Origin of the sequence: Paenibacillus radicis (ex Gao et al. 2016) (assembly GCF_014641555.1) — a bacterium.
GTDB lineage: Bacteria > Bacillota > Bacilli > Paenibacillales > Paenibacillaceae > Pristimantibacillus > Pristimantibacillus radicis.
Genome location: NZ_BMHY01000009.1, coordinates 158,229 through 172,927, shown reverse-complemented (window position 1 = coordinate 172,927; position 14,699 = coordinate 158,229). Strand labels below are relative to the sequence as shown.

Genomic DNA, 14,699 nt, shown 5'->3' with positions numbered 1-14,699 from the left:
GGAGGTTTCACGATGGGAGAAGAATTGAAAGTCATAGTATTTGGTCTGGCGCACGAGGAATACGGCATCGAGGTTGACAAGGTACGGACCATTGAGCGTTTGTCTCCAATTACCCGCGTTCCGAAAACACCTAGCTTCATTAAAGGTGTAATCAATTTGCGCGGCATCGTCGTTCCGGTTATTGATCTTCGCGGCAGGTTCGGACTTGGTGAGACGGAACCGACTGAAAATTCCCGGATTATCGTAGTAGCGGCTGGGGAACTGGAGGTTGGCTTTATCGTCGACGCAGCGAATGACGTTATTGATATCGATACGGATACGATCGATTCTCCGCCAGAGATCGTTGGCGGCATTAAAGCGAAATATTTGCGAGGAATTGCTAGACTAGGCGACAGCAGACTGCTTATAATGCTCAATTTGTCAGAGGTTCTGAACAAAAATGAAATTATTCAACTAGAACAGCTAGAGGTGTAAGGTGAGTTTATTTAGCCGCTTTGAAGCTTTTGAATTGGACGTGCTGAAGGAAGTTGGCAATATTGGAGCGGGCAATGCCGCAACCGCGCTGTCGAGACTGCTCGACAAGCCGGTTGACATGGCGGTTCCAAAAGTCAGTTTGCTTCCCTTCGAGGAAGTTGCGAATCGTGTTGGCGGCTCCGAGCAGGTTGTTATTGCGGTTTTCCTTCGTGTTGAGGGGGAAGCCCCTGGCAATATGTTTTTCATCATTCAGGAACAATCGGCAAAGTCGCTGCTTAGTCAGCTGCTTGCCCTGAGACCTGAAGAGCAAGAAGGATATTCGGAAATGGAGCTGTCCGCGCTTTGCGAAATCGGCAACATACTTGCCGGCTCTTATCTTTCTTCGCTTGCGGATTTCACTCATTTGACGATGGCGCCATCGGTGCCGTCCGTTGCTCTGGATATGGCCGGTGCTATTTTAAGCTATGGCTTGGTCCAATACGGGGAGATGGGCGATTCCGCTTTGCTGATTGAAACGACGTTTTTGGAAGACCGGCAGGAACTTGAAGGCCACTTCTTTCTCATACCCGACCCGGAATCTTTCAATAAAATATTTAAAGCTTTGGGAGTAACTACCGAATGATAGAGCAAAATTTGGTCAAGGTCGGCATGGCGGATTTGAATATCGCCGTGGACGGGGCAGTTCTTCGAACGACGGGTCTAGGCTCCTGTGTCGGGTTAACGCTATATGACCCCGTATCGAAGGTTGCCGGAATGGCGCATGTGATGCTTCCAACATCGGATATTGCACGCGAATCTGCCATTAACGTCGCCAAATATGCCGATACTGCCATTCCAGAGCTAATCGGCCGGATGAAAGATGCCGGTGCGAATATGCGGCGCGCCATTGCGAAGATGGCGGGAGGAGCGCAAATGTTTGCGTTCAGCGGACAGTCCGATTCGATGAGAATCGGTCCGCGCAACGTGGAGTCCTGCTTGGATATGCTGGCGAAGAACATGATTACGGTCATCGCTCAGGATGTCGGCGGCAACTATGGACGCACGATCGAAATTGACAGCAGCACTGGCATTTTAACGATAAAAAGCGTACAGCTTGGTATAAAGGAGATTTGAGCACGAATGATCGGAACCTGGCGATGGAATTTAGTGATGGGACTTGTCGGAGCGGCGCTGACGATGCTTTTCTCGATTGGCAAAAACCCGCTGGATGTCATGCTTCTGCGCAGCTTATACGCTTTCATCGCCTTTGTCGTTCTCGCGTTTATTCTACGAGCGGCGATTTCTATCATCCTGCAGCCCCCGGCGATGAATGCCGGATCTGAGCTCGCTCAGGCTGCAAACGAAGAGGGCAAAGGAACGGCGCTTGATTTGTATACACCGGATGAGGGCGATGACATCAATGAACTGTTGAAGGCCCAGCTTGGAGAGGGGAGCCATTCAACGGCGGAGAGAACGGAGAAAGCTGACCAAGAGCAACAGCAGGCAGCGGAGCAATTCCGTCCGCTGAACCCTCCGCAACTGTTATCGACAGAGAACAAGGATCCCGAACAATTAGTAAAAGCAATACGTCACCTGACGGGAGGTTGAGGCGATGATTGCGTCAGTGAACATCGAGATGTGGCAAGCATGGAAGGACGAAGGCGATCTTGAGGCGAAGAAACGTTTGATCGAGCAATATTTGCCGCTCGTCGACTACGTCACGAACCGCATGGCTATAGGCTTGCCGAAAAACGTTTCCCGCGACGATCTTGCCAGCAATGGCGTAATGGGCCTCATAGATGCAATTGAAAAATTCGATTACAGCCGCGGTCTGCAATTCGAAACGTATGCCTCGTGGCGTATACGAGGCGCAATTATTGACGGTCTTCGCCAAGGAGACTGGGTGCCCCGTTCTATTCGCGAGAAGGCAAAAAGAGTAGAAGAGGCGTATCAAAAGCTGGAGCAGCAATATTTGCGTTCCGTGACAGATGCCGAAATAAGCAAGTATCTGGAAATTAGTGAAAAAGAGTTTACGACGATGCTCCACGAAATTGCAATAACGACTGTATGTTCGCTGGAGGACCCCATTCGGGAAGAAGAAACGGAGACGAGGATGAGCCTGCTCGTTGACGAAAGGGTGAAAAATCCCGACCATAAGGTTCATGAGTTTTTTTTGAAAGAATCCCTCGTAAGCGGGATCGAAAAACTGACGGAGAAAGAGCGTACCGTCGTGTCGCTATTTTATTACGATGAGCTTTCATTAAGCGAGATTGCTGAAGTGATGTCGCTATCACCATCGCGAATTTCCCAGCTCCACTCCAAGGCGATTTTGCGCCTTCGCGGAGCGTTGGCTAAGCATAAAGATCAATTAACACAGCACTAGAAAGGGGGTATAAAGGTGGACGATCAATTACTAGATTCGTTCCTGCGCATTCAAACATCTGCCGATAAGCTGTCTGCCTTTTTGATATTTAATCGGATTACGGATGAGTTTGATTGCACGCCGAATCAGCTGGAACGATTCTTAATTAGCAAGGGCATTACGAGCGGAATCCGAACCGAACTGCTTACCGAAATATGCAACAATGTACTGGCTTATTGCAAAGAGCAGACACTCGTCGCCGTAGGGCAGCAGGCAACGACCGGCAAAGACGGCTATATCCGTTTCATTTATGACATGAAGGAGCGGGATCAGCGCCCAGCAGAGCTTGAAGACGGTACGGTTGACTTCAAGGAGGTCAATCAACTGAAGAACGTCCAGCGTGGTCAGCTTATCGCCGAACGGGTGGAAGCGGAATATGGATTGCCTGGGAAAATGGTTACCGGGGAGACGATTGCCGCCAAGCTTGGCAAGCAAGCGAGGTTTAAGGTAGGGAAAAACGTCGTTGTCAGCGGCGAGCAGACCGCGATGTATGCGACGATCGACGGTCTTATTACGTTAACGGATAAGGAAAAGATCAACGTATTTCCGGTATATGAGGTTAATGGCGATGTCGATTACAAAACAGGTAATATTGATTTCATCGGTACGGTCGTCATTCGCGGCAACGTGTTGAGCGGTTTCAAGATCAAAGCGGCCGGTGACATTCGAATTATCGGTGGTGTAGAGGGCGCGGAGCTGGAATCGGAAGGCTCCATAGAAATTATCGGCGGAATCATGGCAGGCAATAAAGGCCATGTCAGAGCGAATAAGACGATTAAAAGCTCCTTTATTCAAGACGGCAACGTAAGCGCAGGGGAAGACGTTCTCGTCTCGCAAAGTATTATGCATTCTATCGTGCGCGCCGGCCGCAGCGTCATATGCTCAGGTTCCAAAGGATTGATCGTTGGCGGTACAGTTCAAGCGGCCGATCTCGTCTCAGCGAGGGTAGTCGGCAATACGATGTCAACTGCTACTGCTATAGAGGTCGGCGTTCGTCCGGAGCAGCGCGCAGAGCTCAGCGAATTGCGTCTTAAACTTCGGCAAACACAGGACAGTTTGGATAAATCGGAGAAAGCGCTGACGATTCTCGATCAGCTGGCAGCATCAGGTCAATTGACAGAGGATAAGATGTCGCTGCGGATTAAACTGGGAGCGACTAAGAGAGTGTCGATAGGCGAGATGGAGGAAATGCGGGATCGGATTCTCGAAATCGAGAAGACACTGGAAGATACGGACCGGGCAAGAGTCGATGTCAGCCATACGATATACGGCGGCATTAAAATTGTAATTGGCAGGTATACCCGCTATCTTAAAGATCCAATCCAGCACGTGTCGTTCCGTTACATGGATGGCGATATCGTCAACGTACCGATTTTTCCTTAACAATACCGCATTAATAAGGAGGACGGGGAATGACGTTTAGACCGATTGATTTGCAGCATTCTATTCCTAGAACACCGGAACTCGGCGGTACACAAGGAGCGCTTAATCAGCGCCCTGCCATAGAGCAAACAAAGCTTGGGGAGCAGCAATCGCGTCAAGACGAGCTTGCCCGTACTCGAAGTGAGGGCCTCGAGCAGGCGATTGGCCTTAACATCAGGAAAGACCAGGAAGGCTCCAAGGGCGGAAAACGGGACAAGCAGCGTGCCCCTTCCGCAGAGGAAGCCGAGGATGAGAAGCAGCCGATTCATCCGTATAAAGGCCATCGCTTTGATATGAAGCTTTAAAGTTATCTACTCGTTAGTTTAGGCAGGTGCAGCAGATGGATACATGGACATATGTCGTACTGGTGGGAGCTGTCGTACTCGTGCTCGCTTTATTAATTCCTAAAGCGAAGCAAGAACAGGCGAACGCTGGTATAGCGACAAGCAATATGGAAATTGCGCTGGAACAGTTTATGGAGAATACGGAGCTGGACCATAAGGAGCTCGTGCAGCTCGTTACGCAATTCCGTGAGCAAAGCCATGCGCAGGCCGAAGCAAAAGAGCAGCGCATTGCAGAGTTGGAGCGAAGACTGGCTCTGCTGGAGAAGCAGGCAGGGGAAGCAGCCGCCCAAACACAAGCAAGGCTGCAAGAGGGCTCCTATCAAGCAGCCGAAGCAAGTGTTGTGCAAGCGGTTGCTGACGCTCCGGCAGCTCAATCAAAGCCGCAAGTACAGGAGCCTGATCCGATTCCAGCAGCAGCGCCAGCGCCGACTACGATTCAGGCGCGGTATGCCGAGCTGTTAGAGCTTTACAACCAAGGCAAATCAATTGAGTTGATCGCGAAAAAGCTCGGGATGAACAAAGGGGAAGTCCAGCTTATTCTGCAGCTGGCGAAGCAGGAGGAGGGTGCTCGTGCTTAAAAACCGCATGTTTTTGACGGGGCTTGGTATGGGCATCATCGTCGGTGCTTTGTTGCTTCAGCTGTTGCAGATTGGAGAGCAAAGTCAGGCGAAGCTGGGCGAGAGCCTGTTTTCTGGGGATGAAAAGCAATATTCCCAGCAGGAACTGGATGCTGCCGTTGCTGCAGCTCGTCAGGAGAAAACGCCAGATAAGCCTGCTATTAGCCCTGCTGGTACTGAGGCGACAGCGGTGCCTTCAGCGACACCAGTTACTACGACTCAGCCTGAGAAGGAGCCGCCAAGCACGGAGAAGCCTAAGCAGAATGAAGAACCGGAAGCTCCGGTTCAAGAGCTTATACTTCAGATTAAAGGCGGCATGAATTTGACAGGGACAGCCAAGCTGCTGGCCGACAACGGTCTGATCGAGGATGAAGCGGCGTTTATCGCGGCCATGAAACGATCTAAGAAACCCACCGTTCGCGCCGGTTATTTTTTGTTTAAAGGCAAGCCCCAGCTGCAAGAGATCATTTCGATTATTAAGAGCGACCCTTTAACGAAAGAAGAACGGGCAGAATTGAAAGCAAGAGGCATCGAATAATTGCTGAAAATAGCGAAATCCATAATTGAATCACAAAGTTTGTTGCACCGTGCATACGGATATGGTATATTAATGGACGGTGTTAAAAACACACGCCGATTAATTTCGCTAACGGTGCTTCCGGCTGCCGGAAGTTTTAGCGAAAGATGATATTGGCGGCGGAGCACTACAAAACAAAACCACTATAGGAGGTGTTGGAGAAATGGCGGTTATTTCCATGAAACAGCTTCTTGAAGCTGGGGTACACTTCGGTCACCAGACTCGTCGCTGGAACCCTAAGATGGATCGTTATATCTTCACCGAAAGAAACGGAATTTACATCATCGACTTGCAAAAAACAGTGAAAAAAGTTGAGGAAGCTTACAACTTTGTTCGCTCGATCGCAGCTGAAGGCGGCACTATGCTGTTCGTCGGCACGAAAAAACAAGCTCAAGATTCTGTTAAAGAAGAAGCTGAGCGTTGCGGCAACTTCTACATCAACCAACGTTGGTTGGGTGGAACGCTGACTAACTTCCAAACCATTCAAAAGCGTATCGATCGTCTTCGCACGCTGGAGAAATGGTCGGAGGACGGAACTTTTGAAGTTCTTCCAAAGAAAGAAGTTATCATCCTTAACAAAGAAAAAGACCGTTTGGAAAAATTCCTCGGCGGCATTAAAGGCATGAAACGCCTGCCAAGCGCTTTGTTCATCATCGATCCACGCAAAGAGCGTATCGCTGTTGCCGAAGCTCGTAAGCTTGGTATCCCAATCGTAGGTATCGTTGATACAAACTGCGATCCAGACGAAATCGATTATGTCATTCCAGGCAATGACGACGCGATTCGCGCGGTGAAATTGCTTACGTCCAAAATGGCTGACGCAATTGTTGAAGCTAACCAAGGCGAGCAAACAACTGCTTAATCTTCATTACGCTTGCTAGTTCAACAAAGGGTGGTCAGAAGGTGAAAGCCTCTCACCGCCCTTTTTTTGAAATATAAGAGTTTTATATGTTCTCCATATAAATTTGCTTTTATTTCACCGCGAAACTTTGGCTTCGCCATTAAGAACGGCGGAGCCGTTTCTGCTTGACCGGATGATATTAAATAACAATGTACATTATCAGGAGGGCTAAATATGGCAGTTAGTGCTAGCGCAGTTAAAGAACTTCGTGAAAGAACCGGAGCAGGGATGCTTGATTGTAAGAAAGCTCTGGATGAAACAAATGGTGATATCACGAAAGCAATCGAATTGCTTCGTGAGAAAGGCCTTTCCGCGGCAGCTAACAAAGCCGGCCGTATCGCAACGGAAGGCGTTGTTGAATCTTACATTCATGCAGGCGGCCGTATTGGCGTCCTCGTTGAAATCAACTGCGAAACTGACTTCGTAGCAAAAACGGATCAATTCCGTTCGTTTGCAAAAGATATCGCGATGCACATCGCAGCTTCCAACCCTAAATTTGTTCGCCGTGAAGAAGTACCTTCCGACGAGCTTGAGAAAGAACGCGAAATCCTTCGCGCACAAGCTTTGAACGAAGGCAAGCCTGAGAAAATCGTTGATAAAATGGTTGAAGGCCGCATTTCGAAATACTATGAAGAGTATTGCTTGCTTGAGCAATCCTTCGTTAAAGATCCAGACAAAACTATCTCCGCATTGCTGAATGAAAAAGTAAGCGCAATCGGCGAAAACATTTCGATCCGTCGTTTCGTTCGTTATGAACTGGGCGAAGGCTTGGAGAAAAAAGTAGATAACTTCGTTGAAGAAGTTATGGCTCAAGCAAAACTGTAATCCGAACGCACAGGCGGGGCGGGGCGTCCGCCCCGCCTGCTTTTTATATGGAAGCCTTTTTAGAGTGACAGTCGACTAGTCAATAGCGCAACAAAATAGCAATACAATGATGGAGGTAGTGACGTTGGGACAGCCAGTGTTTAAAAGGATCGTATTGAAGGTCAGCGGAGAATCGCTGTCCGGGAATCTTGGCTACGGCATCGAAGCCTCTGTAATATCGGAAATTGCCGAACAAGTGAAAGAAGTTATCGCGCTTGGCGTGGAAGTTGCGATCGTCGTAGGCGGGGGCAACATTTGGCGCGGAATCGCGGGAACGGAAAAAGGGATTGATCGTGCGACTGCCGATTATATGGGCATGCTGGCAACGGTGATGAACTCTCTGGCGCTGCAAGACGCATTGGAGCAAATCGAAGTGCCGACTCGCGTACAAACATCGATTGCGATGCAGCAAATCGCGGAGCCGTACATTCGCCGCCGGGCGATTCGCCACTTGGAGAAGGGCCGCGTCGTTATTTTCGCAGCAGGCACAGGCAATCCGTTCTTCTCCACGGATACGACCGCAGCATTGCGTGCAGCGGAGATCGAAGCGGAAGTGATTCTGATGGCGAAGAACAAAGTTGACGGTGTATATTCCGCCGATCCGTTCAAAGATTCGTCTGCAGAGAAATATGAAGAGCTTACGTACATGGACGTGATAAGCAAAAACCTGGGTGTTATGGATTCAACCGCATCCTCGCTTTGCATGGACAACAATATTCCGCTGGTCGTGTTCGCGATAACCGAAAAAGGGAATATTAAGAAAGTTGTGCTTGGCGAGAAAATCGGAACCATTGTGAGAGGGAGTGCTAAATAATGCCACAAGCTGTTAAGAAAAACGCTGAAGAGCGGATGGAAAAAGCGATTGGCGCACTAAAGCGTGATTTGGCTACTTTGCGCGCAGGCCGTGCAACACCTGCATTGCTGGATCGCATTCAAGTTGAATATTACGGTGCACTGACGCCTGTATCCCAATTGGCTAACGTAAATACGCCGGATTCCCGCACGCTGTTCATTCAGCCGTGGGATAAAACGTCGATTAGCGCGATTGAGAAAGCGATTATGAAATCGGATCTTGGCTTGACACCTTCGAATGACGGTGCAGCCATTCGGATTACAATCCCGCCGCTTACGGAAGAGCGCCGCGCGGATTTGGTGAAAATGACGAAGAAATTCGGCGAGGAAGCCAAAGTTGCGATCCGCAACATTCGCCGCGATGCAAATGATGATGTGAAAAAGATGGAGAAAACGGACATTTCCGAAGATGAATCCCGTCGCCATCAAGAAGATATTCAAAAGGCGACAGATCGTTTCATCGCTGAAGTAGATAAAGTATTGGTCGTTAAAGAGAAGGAAATCATGGAAGTTTAATTGCGCTTCGAGCCCTTCTTCAAAGAGGGGTTTGCAATTCCGGGTGGGAGGAACGTAGATGATCAGTCGACTTTGGGCCAAACTAGGCAAATCGTCCCCAAAGGCTGAGATGCCTCAGCTAGATAAGGTGCCTGATCATGTCGCCATCATCATGGACGGCAACGGGCGCTGGGCCAAAGATCGCGGATTGCCGCGTATTGCGGGTCATCATACCGGTATGAAGGCGGTCAAACGCGTCGTCAGGGAAGCCGATCGGCTCGGCGTCAAGTATTTGACGCTGTATGCTTTTTCAACGGAAAACTGGAAGCGTCCGAAGGACGAGGTTGATTTTCTGATGCGGCTCCCTCAGCAGTTTTTGGAGATCGAGCTGGAGGAACTCATTGAGAACAATGTCCAGGTTCGTATGATGGGGATCAAATCCGATTTGCCTTCCTATACGATTGACGCGCTGGAAGAAGCGATGGAGCGGACGGCGGACAATACCGGTCTCGTCCTTAACTTTGCGCTTAACTACGGCAGTCGGAAGGAAATGATCGATGCGATCCAGGCGATAGCCGGAGACGTGGCTGATGGTCGTTTGACGCCGGATCAGATTGACGAGCAATTGATGTCCGAGCGTTTGTTAAGCCGCGACATCCCCGATCCGGACCTGCTGATTCGAACGAGCGGCGAATTGCGGCTCAGCAATTTTATGCTTTGGCAGCTTGCTTACAGTGAGCTGTGGTTTACCGATGTATATTGGCCGGAGTTCAACGAGGCTCATTTTCAAGAAGCGGTGCTGCAGTATCAGAGCCGCAAGCGGCGATTCGGCGGCTTGTAAGCTTCCATAACGGAGAGTGACTGGAATGAAACAAAGAATCGTGACAGGCGTTCTCGCGGCCGCGGGTTTCATCGCTTTTGCGCTGGCCGGAGGCTGGTTTTTTGCCGGCTTGCTCGTGCTCATGGCTATAATTGGCTTCTCCGAATATGTGCGTATGAATGGATTCGCTTGGCATCATCCTGCTTCTCTTATCGGTTTCGCGGGCATGCTTACGTTCGTGCTGCCTTGGTCCTTATGGGACATGGAAGCTCCTTCCGCGTTGATGGTGATGTGGATTGCAGCGTTTCTTTTATTGGCTGTAACGGTTGTTAGTAAAAACAAAACAACGATTGACGGCGCTGCACTTATGCTGCTTGGCGCTTTATACGTAGGCTATGGGTTTGGCGCCCTGGATACGGTAAGACAGATGGAAGAGCATGGCTTGTTCTGGACCTTCCTTGTTCTCGGTTGCATTATAGCGTCGGATGTCGGCGCTTATTTCGCCGGACGAGCTTTAGGCAAGCATAAGCTATGGCCTTCGATCAGTCCGAATAAGACGATCGAGGGAGCGGCAGGCGGTGTCATTTTGTCGCTCATTACGGCTGTTGCTTTTGCACTGGCTATGCCCGACGTCGTGAGCTTGCCGAGAGCGCTCGGCATTGGCTTGATTGCCGCGGTTGCCGGACAGCTCGGGGATTTAATTCAATCCGCTTATAAGCGCGTTCGCGACATTAAGGATACCGGTGCGATCCTTCCGGGGCATGGCGGCATACTGGACCGCTGCGACAGCTGGATTATCGTCTTCCCGCTCGTGCTTCTTTCCGGCTTGCTGCCTACATAAACGGTTCCATAGAGGAAGCGGGCGGAGCGTCGTGGAGGCGCAGCGCCCGCTTTTTTTCGTTTATTAAATTATTTGCTGTATGGCGAGAGAGGGTTAACGATGAAATTAACGATTCTTGGCTCGACCGGCTCAATCGGTACGCAAACACTCGATGTAGTCGCAAGCGATCCCGATCGCTATGAGATCATTGGCTTATCAGCTGGCAGCAACGTTTCACTGCTGGTCGAGCAAGCTTTGCGCTTCCGTCCTGCAATCGTCTGCCTGGCGACCAAGGAACTGGCTGAAGAAGCGAAGGCTTTGCTTCCTGCGGCAATCCGGGTCGTTTACGGCGAAGAGGGGCTCATAGAAACCGCTGCAGACAATGATGCCGATGTCGTCGTTACTGCCATTATGGGCAGCCGCGGGTTACCGGCAACTCTGGCTGCAATTGAAGCGGGTAAAAACATCGGACTTGCCAATAAAGAAACACTTGTTACGGCTGGTCATATCGTCATGGAAAGGGCAAAGGCTAAGGGAGTGTCTATCATTCCCGTAGACAGCGAGCATTCGGCTATTTTCCAATGCCTGAACGGTGAAGACCGCAAGTCGCTAAGCCGCATTACAATAACGGCTTCCGGCGGATCATTCCGTGATCGGACACGAGAACAGCTTGTTGGTGTAACGGTGCAAGAGGCGCTTAATCATCCAAATTGGTCGATGGGTGCAAAAATTACGATCGATTCGGCAACAATGGTAAATAAAGGGCTTGAAGTGATTGAAGCCAAATGGCTGTTCGGTATCAACTACGATCAGATTGATGTGCTCATCCATCCGGAGAGCATTATCCATTCCTATGTCGAGTTTGCCGATAATAGCGTTATTGCACAGATGGGATTGCCGGATATGCGCGTACCGATTCAATACGCGCTTACCTATCCGGAGCGTCAGCCTTCACTATGCGGAAGACTGGATTTGGCTGCGATCGGAAAGCTGCATTTTCGCGAAATGGATTACGAACGCTACCCTTGCTTGCGAATGGCTTTTGAATGCGGTAGAGCAGGGCAATCGGCGCCTACGGTATTCAATGCCGCGAACGAAGTGGCGGTTGCAAGATTCCTAAATGGTGAAATCGACTTCCTGGCTATCGAAAGAGTGTTAGAGAAAGTGCTGGAGAAGCATTCGGTAACCGACGTCAATGATGTAGAAACGATCGCGGCGATCGACGCCTGGGCGCGCCAAGCTGCAGCCGCAATCTAGCTTCCGCGGCAACCTGTGGTTCTCTTGTATCGAACGGGAGAATAATGATAATCTATGTACAGGCCGTTACGAACAGGAGGCTCGTTATGGAGATGATTCAGGTCGTTTTTTTGACCGTGCTCGTATTTTTTGTGATTGTGACTATTCATGAATGGGGTCACTATTACTTTGCGAAGCGGGCCGGTATTTTGGTTAGAGAGTTTGCGATCGGCTTTGGTCCGAAGTTATTCTCGATCAAACGCGGGGAAACCCGCTTCACGTTGCGTCTTATACCGGCCGGTGGATTTGTCCGGATGGCGGGCGAAGACCCGGAAATCGTCGACGTTGGCGAAGGGCAGACGATTGCAGTCCGGGTGAAGGACGGCAAGGTTACAAGGTTGTATTTGGATCGTCTGGATGAGCGAAGCGGCGTTATTCGCGGCGAGGTTACCGCTATCGATTTGGAGCGGGCATTGTTTGTCACTCTTGATATCGACGGCGAAGCAGAACGGTTTTCGGTACATCCGCAAGCGTTGATGATCGCCAAAGGCAAGGAAACGCAAATCGCTCCGGTTGACCGCCAATTTGGCAGCAAATCGGTTGGCGCGCGGGCGTTGTCGATTTTTGCCGGGCCATTGATGAATTTTGTACTGGCATTTGTCTTGTTTGCCGCGTATATTCAAATGGCGGGCATTCCGCAAGAAAATCCCGATAAGCTATTTGTCGGAACGATTCAGGACAACACACCGGCGGCAAACTCCGATCTCCGCAAAGGCGATACGATCGATGCTGTGAACGGGACGAAGATTGGCGGAGATTTCGATCGGATGATCGATATTATCGGCAAATCGGCTAACGTGCCTGTGAAGTTCGACATCGTTCGCGAAGGTGTAAAGCATACGATTGAAATTACGCCGAAGCCTAATGCCGAAGGAGTCGGTAAAGTGGGTATTTCCGCATCGCTTCCTACGCGATCGGCTACGTTTACAGAGACGATTACGGGTGCAGGCAAGCTGATGAAAGTTATGACTGTCAGCATTTTTGAAGGTTTCAAGAAGATTATTATGGGTGAATTCAAGCTCGATGATCTGGGCGGACCAGTAAGAACGGCGGAATATACGAGTCAAATTGCGCAGCAGGGCATTACACAGCTGACCTCATGGACAGCGCTGCTTAGTCTCTATTTAGGCATTTTCAATTTGCTGCCTGTACCGGCACTTGACGGAAGCCGGCTTATCTTCCTCGGTCTGGAAGCAGTGCGAGGACGTCCTGTCGATCCGAACCGGGAAAGTATGGTTCATTTTATCGGGTTCGCGATGATTATGCTGTTGATGGTAGTAGTAACTTATAACGATATTTTGCGATTGGTGCGAGGGGAGCAGTAAACCGGTTATGTCGAAGGATAAACAGTTTGTAACCGAAATTACGCCGCAGGGCGAGGATTTCTCAAGATGGTATATCGATGTTATTAAAAAAGCGGAGCTCATGGACTATTCGCCGGTTCGCGGATGCATCGTGTTCCGTCCCGAAGGCTACGAGCTTTGGGAAAATATCCAGCGCGATCTGGACCGCCGTTTCAAAGAAACCGGGCACCGCAACGCTTACTTCCCGCTATTCATCCCAGAGAGCTTTTTCCAGAAGGAAAAGGATCATGTCGAGGGCTTTAATCCGGAGCTGCCGTGGGTAACGGAAGCGGCTGGCGAACAGTTGGAAGAACGGCTCGCAATCCGTCCGACATCAGAGACGATGATTGGGCATATGTACTCGAAGTGGATTCAATCGTACCGCGACTTGCCAGTGCTCATTAACCAATGGGCGAACGTAGTCCGCTGGGAGAAGCGGACGCTGCCTTTCCTTCGTACAAGTGAGTTCCTATGGCAGGAAGGCCACACGGCTCATGAGAACGAAGAAGAAGCACGCGAAGAAACGATGAAAATGCTGGATGTTTACCGCCAGTTCGTTGAAGAGTTTCTGGCGATTCCGGTTATCGTGGGCGAGAAAACGCCTTCGGAACGTTTTGCCGGCGCAATCAATACTTATTCGATCGAAGCGATGATGAAGGACGGCCGTGCGGTTCAAGCCGGCACTTCTCATTATCTCGGCACGAAATTTGCCGTGGCATTCGATATTAAATATTTGGACCGTGAAAACACGCTGCAGTTTGCACATACGACCTCATGGGGGGTAAGTACAAGACTAATCGGTGCTTTGATTATGGTTCATGGCGACGACCGCGGCTTGGCATTGCCTCCTAAGGTAGCGCCAACGCAAGTTATCATGATTCCGATTGGTCCAGCGAAAACGCGTGAGCAGGTAGTCGGCCGCGTAGACGAGCTGTTTGCCGAGCTGAAGCAGGCAGGCGTCCGCGTTCGTGTTGACGACCGTTCTGATGTAAGCCCGGGCTGGAAGTTCAACGAATACGAAATGCGCGGCGTGCCGCTTCGTCTCGAGCTTGGACCGCGTGACATGGAGAATGGACAAGTCGTACTCGTCTCCCGGGTAACTGGCGAGAAGAAGATTGTTCGTCAGGACAATCTGACCCAGGAAGTTCAAACGATGCTGGAAGAAATCCAGGCGGCGATGTTTGAGAAAGCGAAACAGTTCCGTGAGGACAACTTCTATGATGTCGAGACGCTGGATGAGATGAAAGCTTCGATGGAAGAGAAGCGCGGTTTCGTACTCGCAGGCTGGTGCGGTTCAGCGGCATGCGAGAAGCAAGTGAAGGAAGAGACAGGCGCAACGAGCCGGAACATTCCGTTCGAGCCTGAGAAGAAGAAATCGAATTGTCTCGTATGCGGTGAGCATGCGGAGCATACAGTCGTTTTTGCACGCGCCTACTAAATTCTGGCTCGGATTGAATCGATAGGAGTTTGTTG

General features: G+C 50.2%; 18 protein-coding genes. All 18 read left to right on the top strand.

Translation table 11 applies throughout. From position 1 onward, the window contains the following. The first annotated feature begins 12 nt into the window (after positions 1 to 12). The gene (locus IEX98_RS21090; protein ID WP_188891184.1) at positions 13 to 474 is read left to right on the top strand and encodes a chemotaxis protein CheW; all 462 of its coding nucleotides are present in this window, start codon (positions 13 to 15) and stop codon (positions 472 to 474) included. A gap of 1 nt (position 475) precedes the next feature. Beyond that, positions 476 to 1,096, top strand: a complete 621-nt coding sequence (locus tag IEX98_RS21085) for a chemotaxis protein CheC (RefSeq protein ID WP_188891183.1) — start codon at positions 476 to 478, stop codon at positions 1,094 to 1,096. Beyond that, positions 1,093 to 1,587, top strand: a complete 495-nt coding sequence (locus tag IEX98_RS21080) for a chemotaxis protein CheD (RefSeq protein ID WP_188891182.1) — start codon at positions 1,093 to 1,095, stop codon at positions 1,585 to 1,587. Before IEX98_RS21085 ends, IEX98_RS21080 begins: the two co-directional genes overlap by 4 nt. A 6-nt stretch (positions 1,588 to 1,593) precedes the next feature. Further along, a complete protein-coding gene (locus IEX98_RS21075; RefSeq protein ID WP_188891181.1) occupies positions 1,594 to 2,061 on the top strand; it encodes a hypothetical protein in 468 nt (155 codons plus the stop codon). A 4-nt stretch (positions 2,062 to 2,065) separates the two neighbouring features. After that, a complete protein-coding gene (locus IEX98_RS21070; protein ID WP_188891180.1) occupies positions 2,066 to 2,836 on the top strand; it encodes a FliA/WhiG family RNA polymerase sigma factor in 771 nt (256 codons plus the stop codon). A 15-nt stretch (positions 2,837 to 2,851) separates the two neighbouring features. After that, positions 2,852 to 4,258 (top strand): DUF342 domain-containing protein, encoded by a 1,407-nt coding sequence (locus tag IEX98_RS21065; protein ID WP_188891179.1) that lies wholly within the window; start codon positions 2,852 to 2,854, stop codon positions 4,256 to 4,258. Between the two features lie 29 nt (positions 4,259 to 4,287). Then, positions 4,288 to 4,602 (top strand): hypothetical protein, encoded by a 315-nt coding sequence (locus tag IEX98_RS21060; protein ID WP_188891178.1) that lies wholly within the window; start codon positions 4,288 to 4,290, stop codon positions 4,600 to 4,602. 35 nt (positions 4,603 to 4,637) lie between these two features. Beyond that, a complete protein-coding gene (locus tag IEX98_RS21055; protein WP_188891177.1) occupies positions 4,638 to 5,219 on the top strand; it encodes a DUF6115 domain-containing protein in 582 nt (193 codons plus the stop codon). Further along, complete coding sequence (locus IEX98_RS21050; RefSeq protein WP_188891176.1) at positions 5,212 to 5,796, top strand: hypothetical protein; 585 nt, start codon at positions 5,212 to 5,214, stop codon at positions 5,794 to 5,796. Before IEX98_RS21055 ends, IEX98_RS21050 begins: the two co-directional genes overlap by 8 nt. Before the next feature lie 202 nt (positions 5,797 to 5,998). Further along, positions 5,999 to 6,697, top strand: a complete 699-nt coding sequence (rpsB, locus tag IEX98_RS21045; RefSeq protein ID WP_042160518.1) for a 30S ribosomal protein S2 — start codon at positions 5,999 to 6,001, stop codon at positions 6,695 to 6,697. 213 nt (positions 6,698 to 6,910) lie between these two features. Further along, complete coding sequence (gene tsf, locus IEX98_RS21040) at positions 6,911 to 7,561, top strand: translation elongation factor Ts (protein ID WP_188891175.1); 651 nt, start codon at positions 6,911 to 6,913, stop codon at positions 7,559 to 7,561. A gap of 124 nt (positions 7,562 to 7,685) precedes the next feature. Continuing rightward, complete coding sequence (pyrH, locus tag IEX98_RS21035) at positions 7,686 to 8,414, top strand: UMP kinase (protein ID WP_229692300.1); 729 nt, start codon at positions 7,686 to 7,688, stop codon at positions 8,412 to 8,414. Beyond that, on the top strand, positions 8,414 to 8,968 hold the full coding sequence (gene frr / locus IEX98_RS21030; protein ID WP_188891174.1) for a ribosome recycling factor: 555 nt from the start codon (positions 8,414 to 8,416) through the stop codon (positions 8,966 to 8,968). Before pyrH ends, frr begins: the two co-directional genes overlap by 1 nt. Positions 8,969 to 9,026: 58 nt before the next feature. Further along, complete coding sequence (locus tag IEX98_RS21025; protein ID WP_188891173.1) at positions 9,027 to 9,788, top strand: isoprenyl transferase; 762 nt, start codon at positions 9,027 to 9,029, stop codon at positions 9,786 to 9,788. A 25-nt stretch (positions 9,789 to 9,813) separates the two neighbouring features. Continuing rightward, positions 9,814 to 10,608: a phosphatidate cytidylyltransferase gene (locus tag IEX98_RS21020; RefSeq protein WP_188891172.1), complete on the top strand. Its 795-nt coding sequence runs from the start codon at positions 9,814 to 9,816 to the stop codon at positions 10,606 to 10,608. 99 nt (positions 10,609 to 10,707) lie between these two features. Then, positions 10,708 to 11,844, top strand: coding sequence for a 1-deoxy-D-xylulose-5-phosphate reductoisomerase (locus IEX98_RS21015; protein WP_188891171.1), 1,137 nt, complete (start codon positions 10,708 to 10,710; stop codon positions 11,842 to 11,844). Between the two features lie 86 nt (positions 11,845 to 11,930). Then, positions 11,931 to 13,208 carry an RIP metalloprotease RseP gene (rseP, locus tag IEX98_RS21010; RefSeq protein WP_188891170.1) on the top strand — a complete coding sequence of 426 codons (1,278 nt, stop codon included), beginning with the start codon at positions 11,931 to 11,933 and terminating at the stop codon, positions 13,206 to 13,208. Between the two features lie 7 nt (positions 13,209 to 13,215). Further along, complete coding sequence (proS, locus tag IEX98_RS21005) at positions 13,216 to 14,664, top strand: proline--tRNA ligase (RefSeq protein ID WP_188891169.1); 1,449 nt, start codon at positions 13,216 to 13,218, stop codon at positions 14,662 to 14,664. Positions 14,665 to 14,699: the final 35 nt, after the last annotated feature.

Coding starts and splice junctions, on each gene's coding strand:
- IEX98_RS21090 (WP_188891184.1), top strand. CDS start 13: ATGGGAGAAGAATTGAAAGTCATAGTATTTGGTCTGGCGCACGAGGAA.
- IEX98_RS21080 (WP_188891182.1), top strand. CDS start 1,093: ATGATAGAGCAAAATTTGGTCAAGGTCGGCATGGCGGATTTGAATATC.
- IEX98_RS21075 (WP_188891181.1), top strand. CDS start 1,594: ATGATCGGAACCTGGCGATGGAATTTAGTGATGGGACTTGTCGGAGCG.
- IEX98_RS21070 (WP_188891180.1), top strand. CDS start 2,066: ATGATTGCGTCAGTGAACATCGAGATGTGGCAAGCATGGAAGGACGAA.
- IEX98_RS21060 (WP_188891178.1), top strand. CDS start 4,288: ATGACGTTTAGACCGATTGATTTGCAGCATTCTATTCCTAGAACACCG.
- IEX98_RS21055 (WP_188891177.1), top strand. CDS start 4,638: ATGGATACATGGACATATGTCGTACTGGTGGGAGCTGTCGTACTCGTG.
- rpsB (WP_042160518.1), top strand. CDS start 5,999: ATGGCGGTTATTTCCATGAAACAGCTTCTTGAAGCTGGGGTACACTTC.
- tsf (WP_188891175.1), top strand. CDS start 6,911: ATGGCAGTTAGTGCTAGCGCAGTTAAAGAACTTCGTGAAAGAACCGGA.
- frr (WP_188891174.1), top strand. CDS start 8,414: ATGCCACAAGCTGTTAAGAAAAACGCTGAAGAGCGGATGGAAAAAGCG.
- IEX98_RS21025 (WP_188891173.1), top strand. CDS start 9,027: ATGATCAGTCGACTTTGGGCCAAACTAGGCAAATCGTCCCCAAAGGCT.
- IEX98_RS21020 (WP_188891172.1), top strand. CDS start 9,814: ATGAAACAAAGAATCGTGACAGGCGTTCTCGCGGCCGCGGGTTTCATC.
- IEX98_RS21015 (WP_188891171.1), top strand. CDS start 10,708: ATGAAATTAACGATTCTTGGCTCGACCGGCTCAATCGGTACGCAAACA.
- rseP (WP_188891170.1), top strand. CDS start 11,931: ATGGAGATGATTCAGGTCGTTTTTTTGACCGTGCTCGTATTTTTTGTG.
- proS (WP_188891169.1), top strand. CDS start 13,216: ATGTCGAAGGATAAACAGTTTGTAACCGAAATTACGCCGCAGGGCGAG.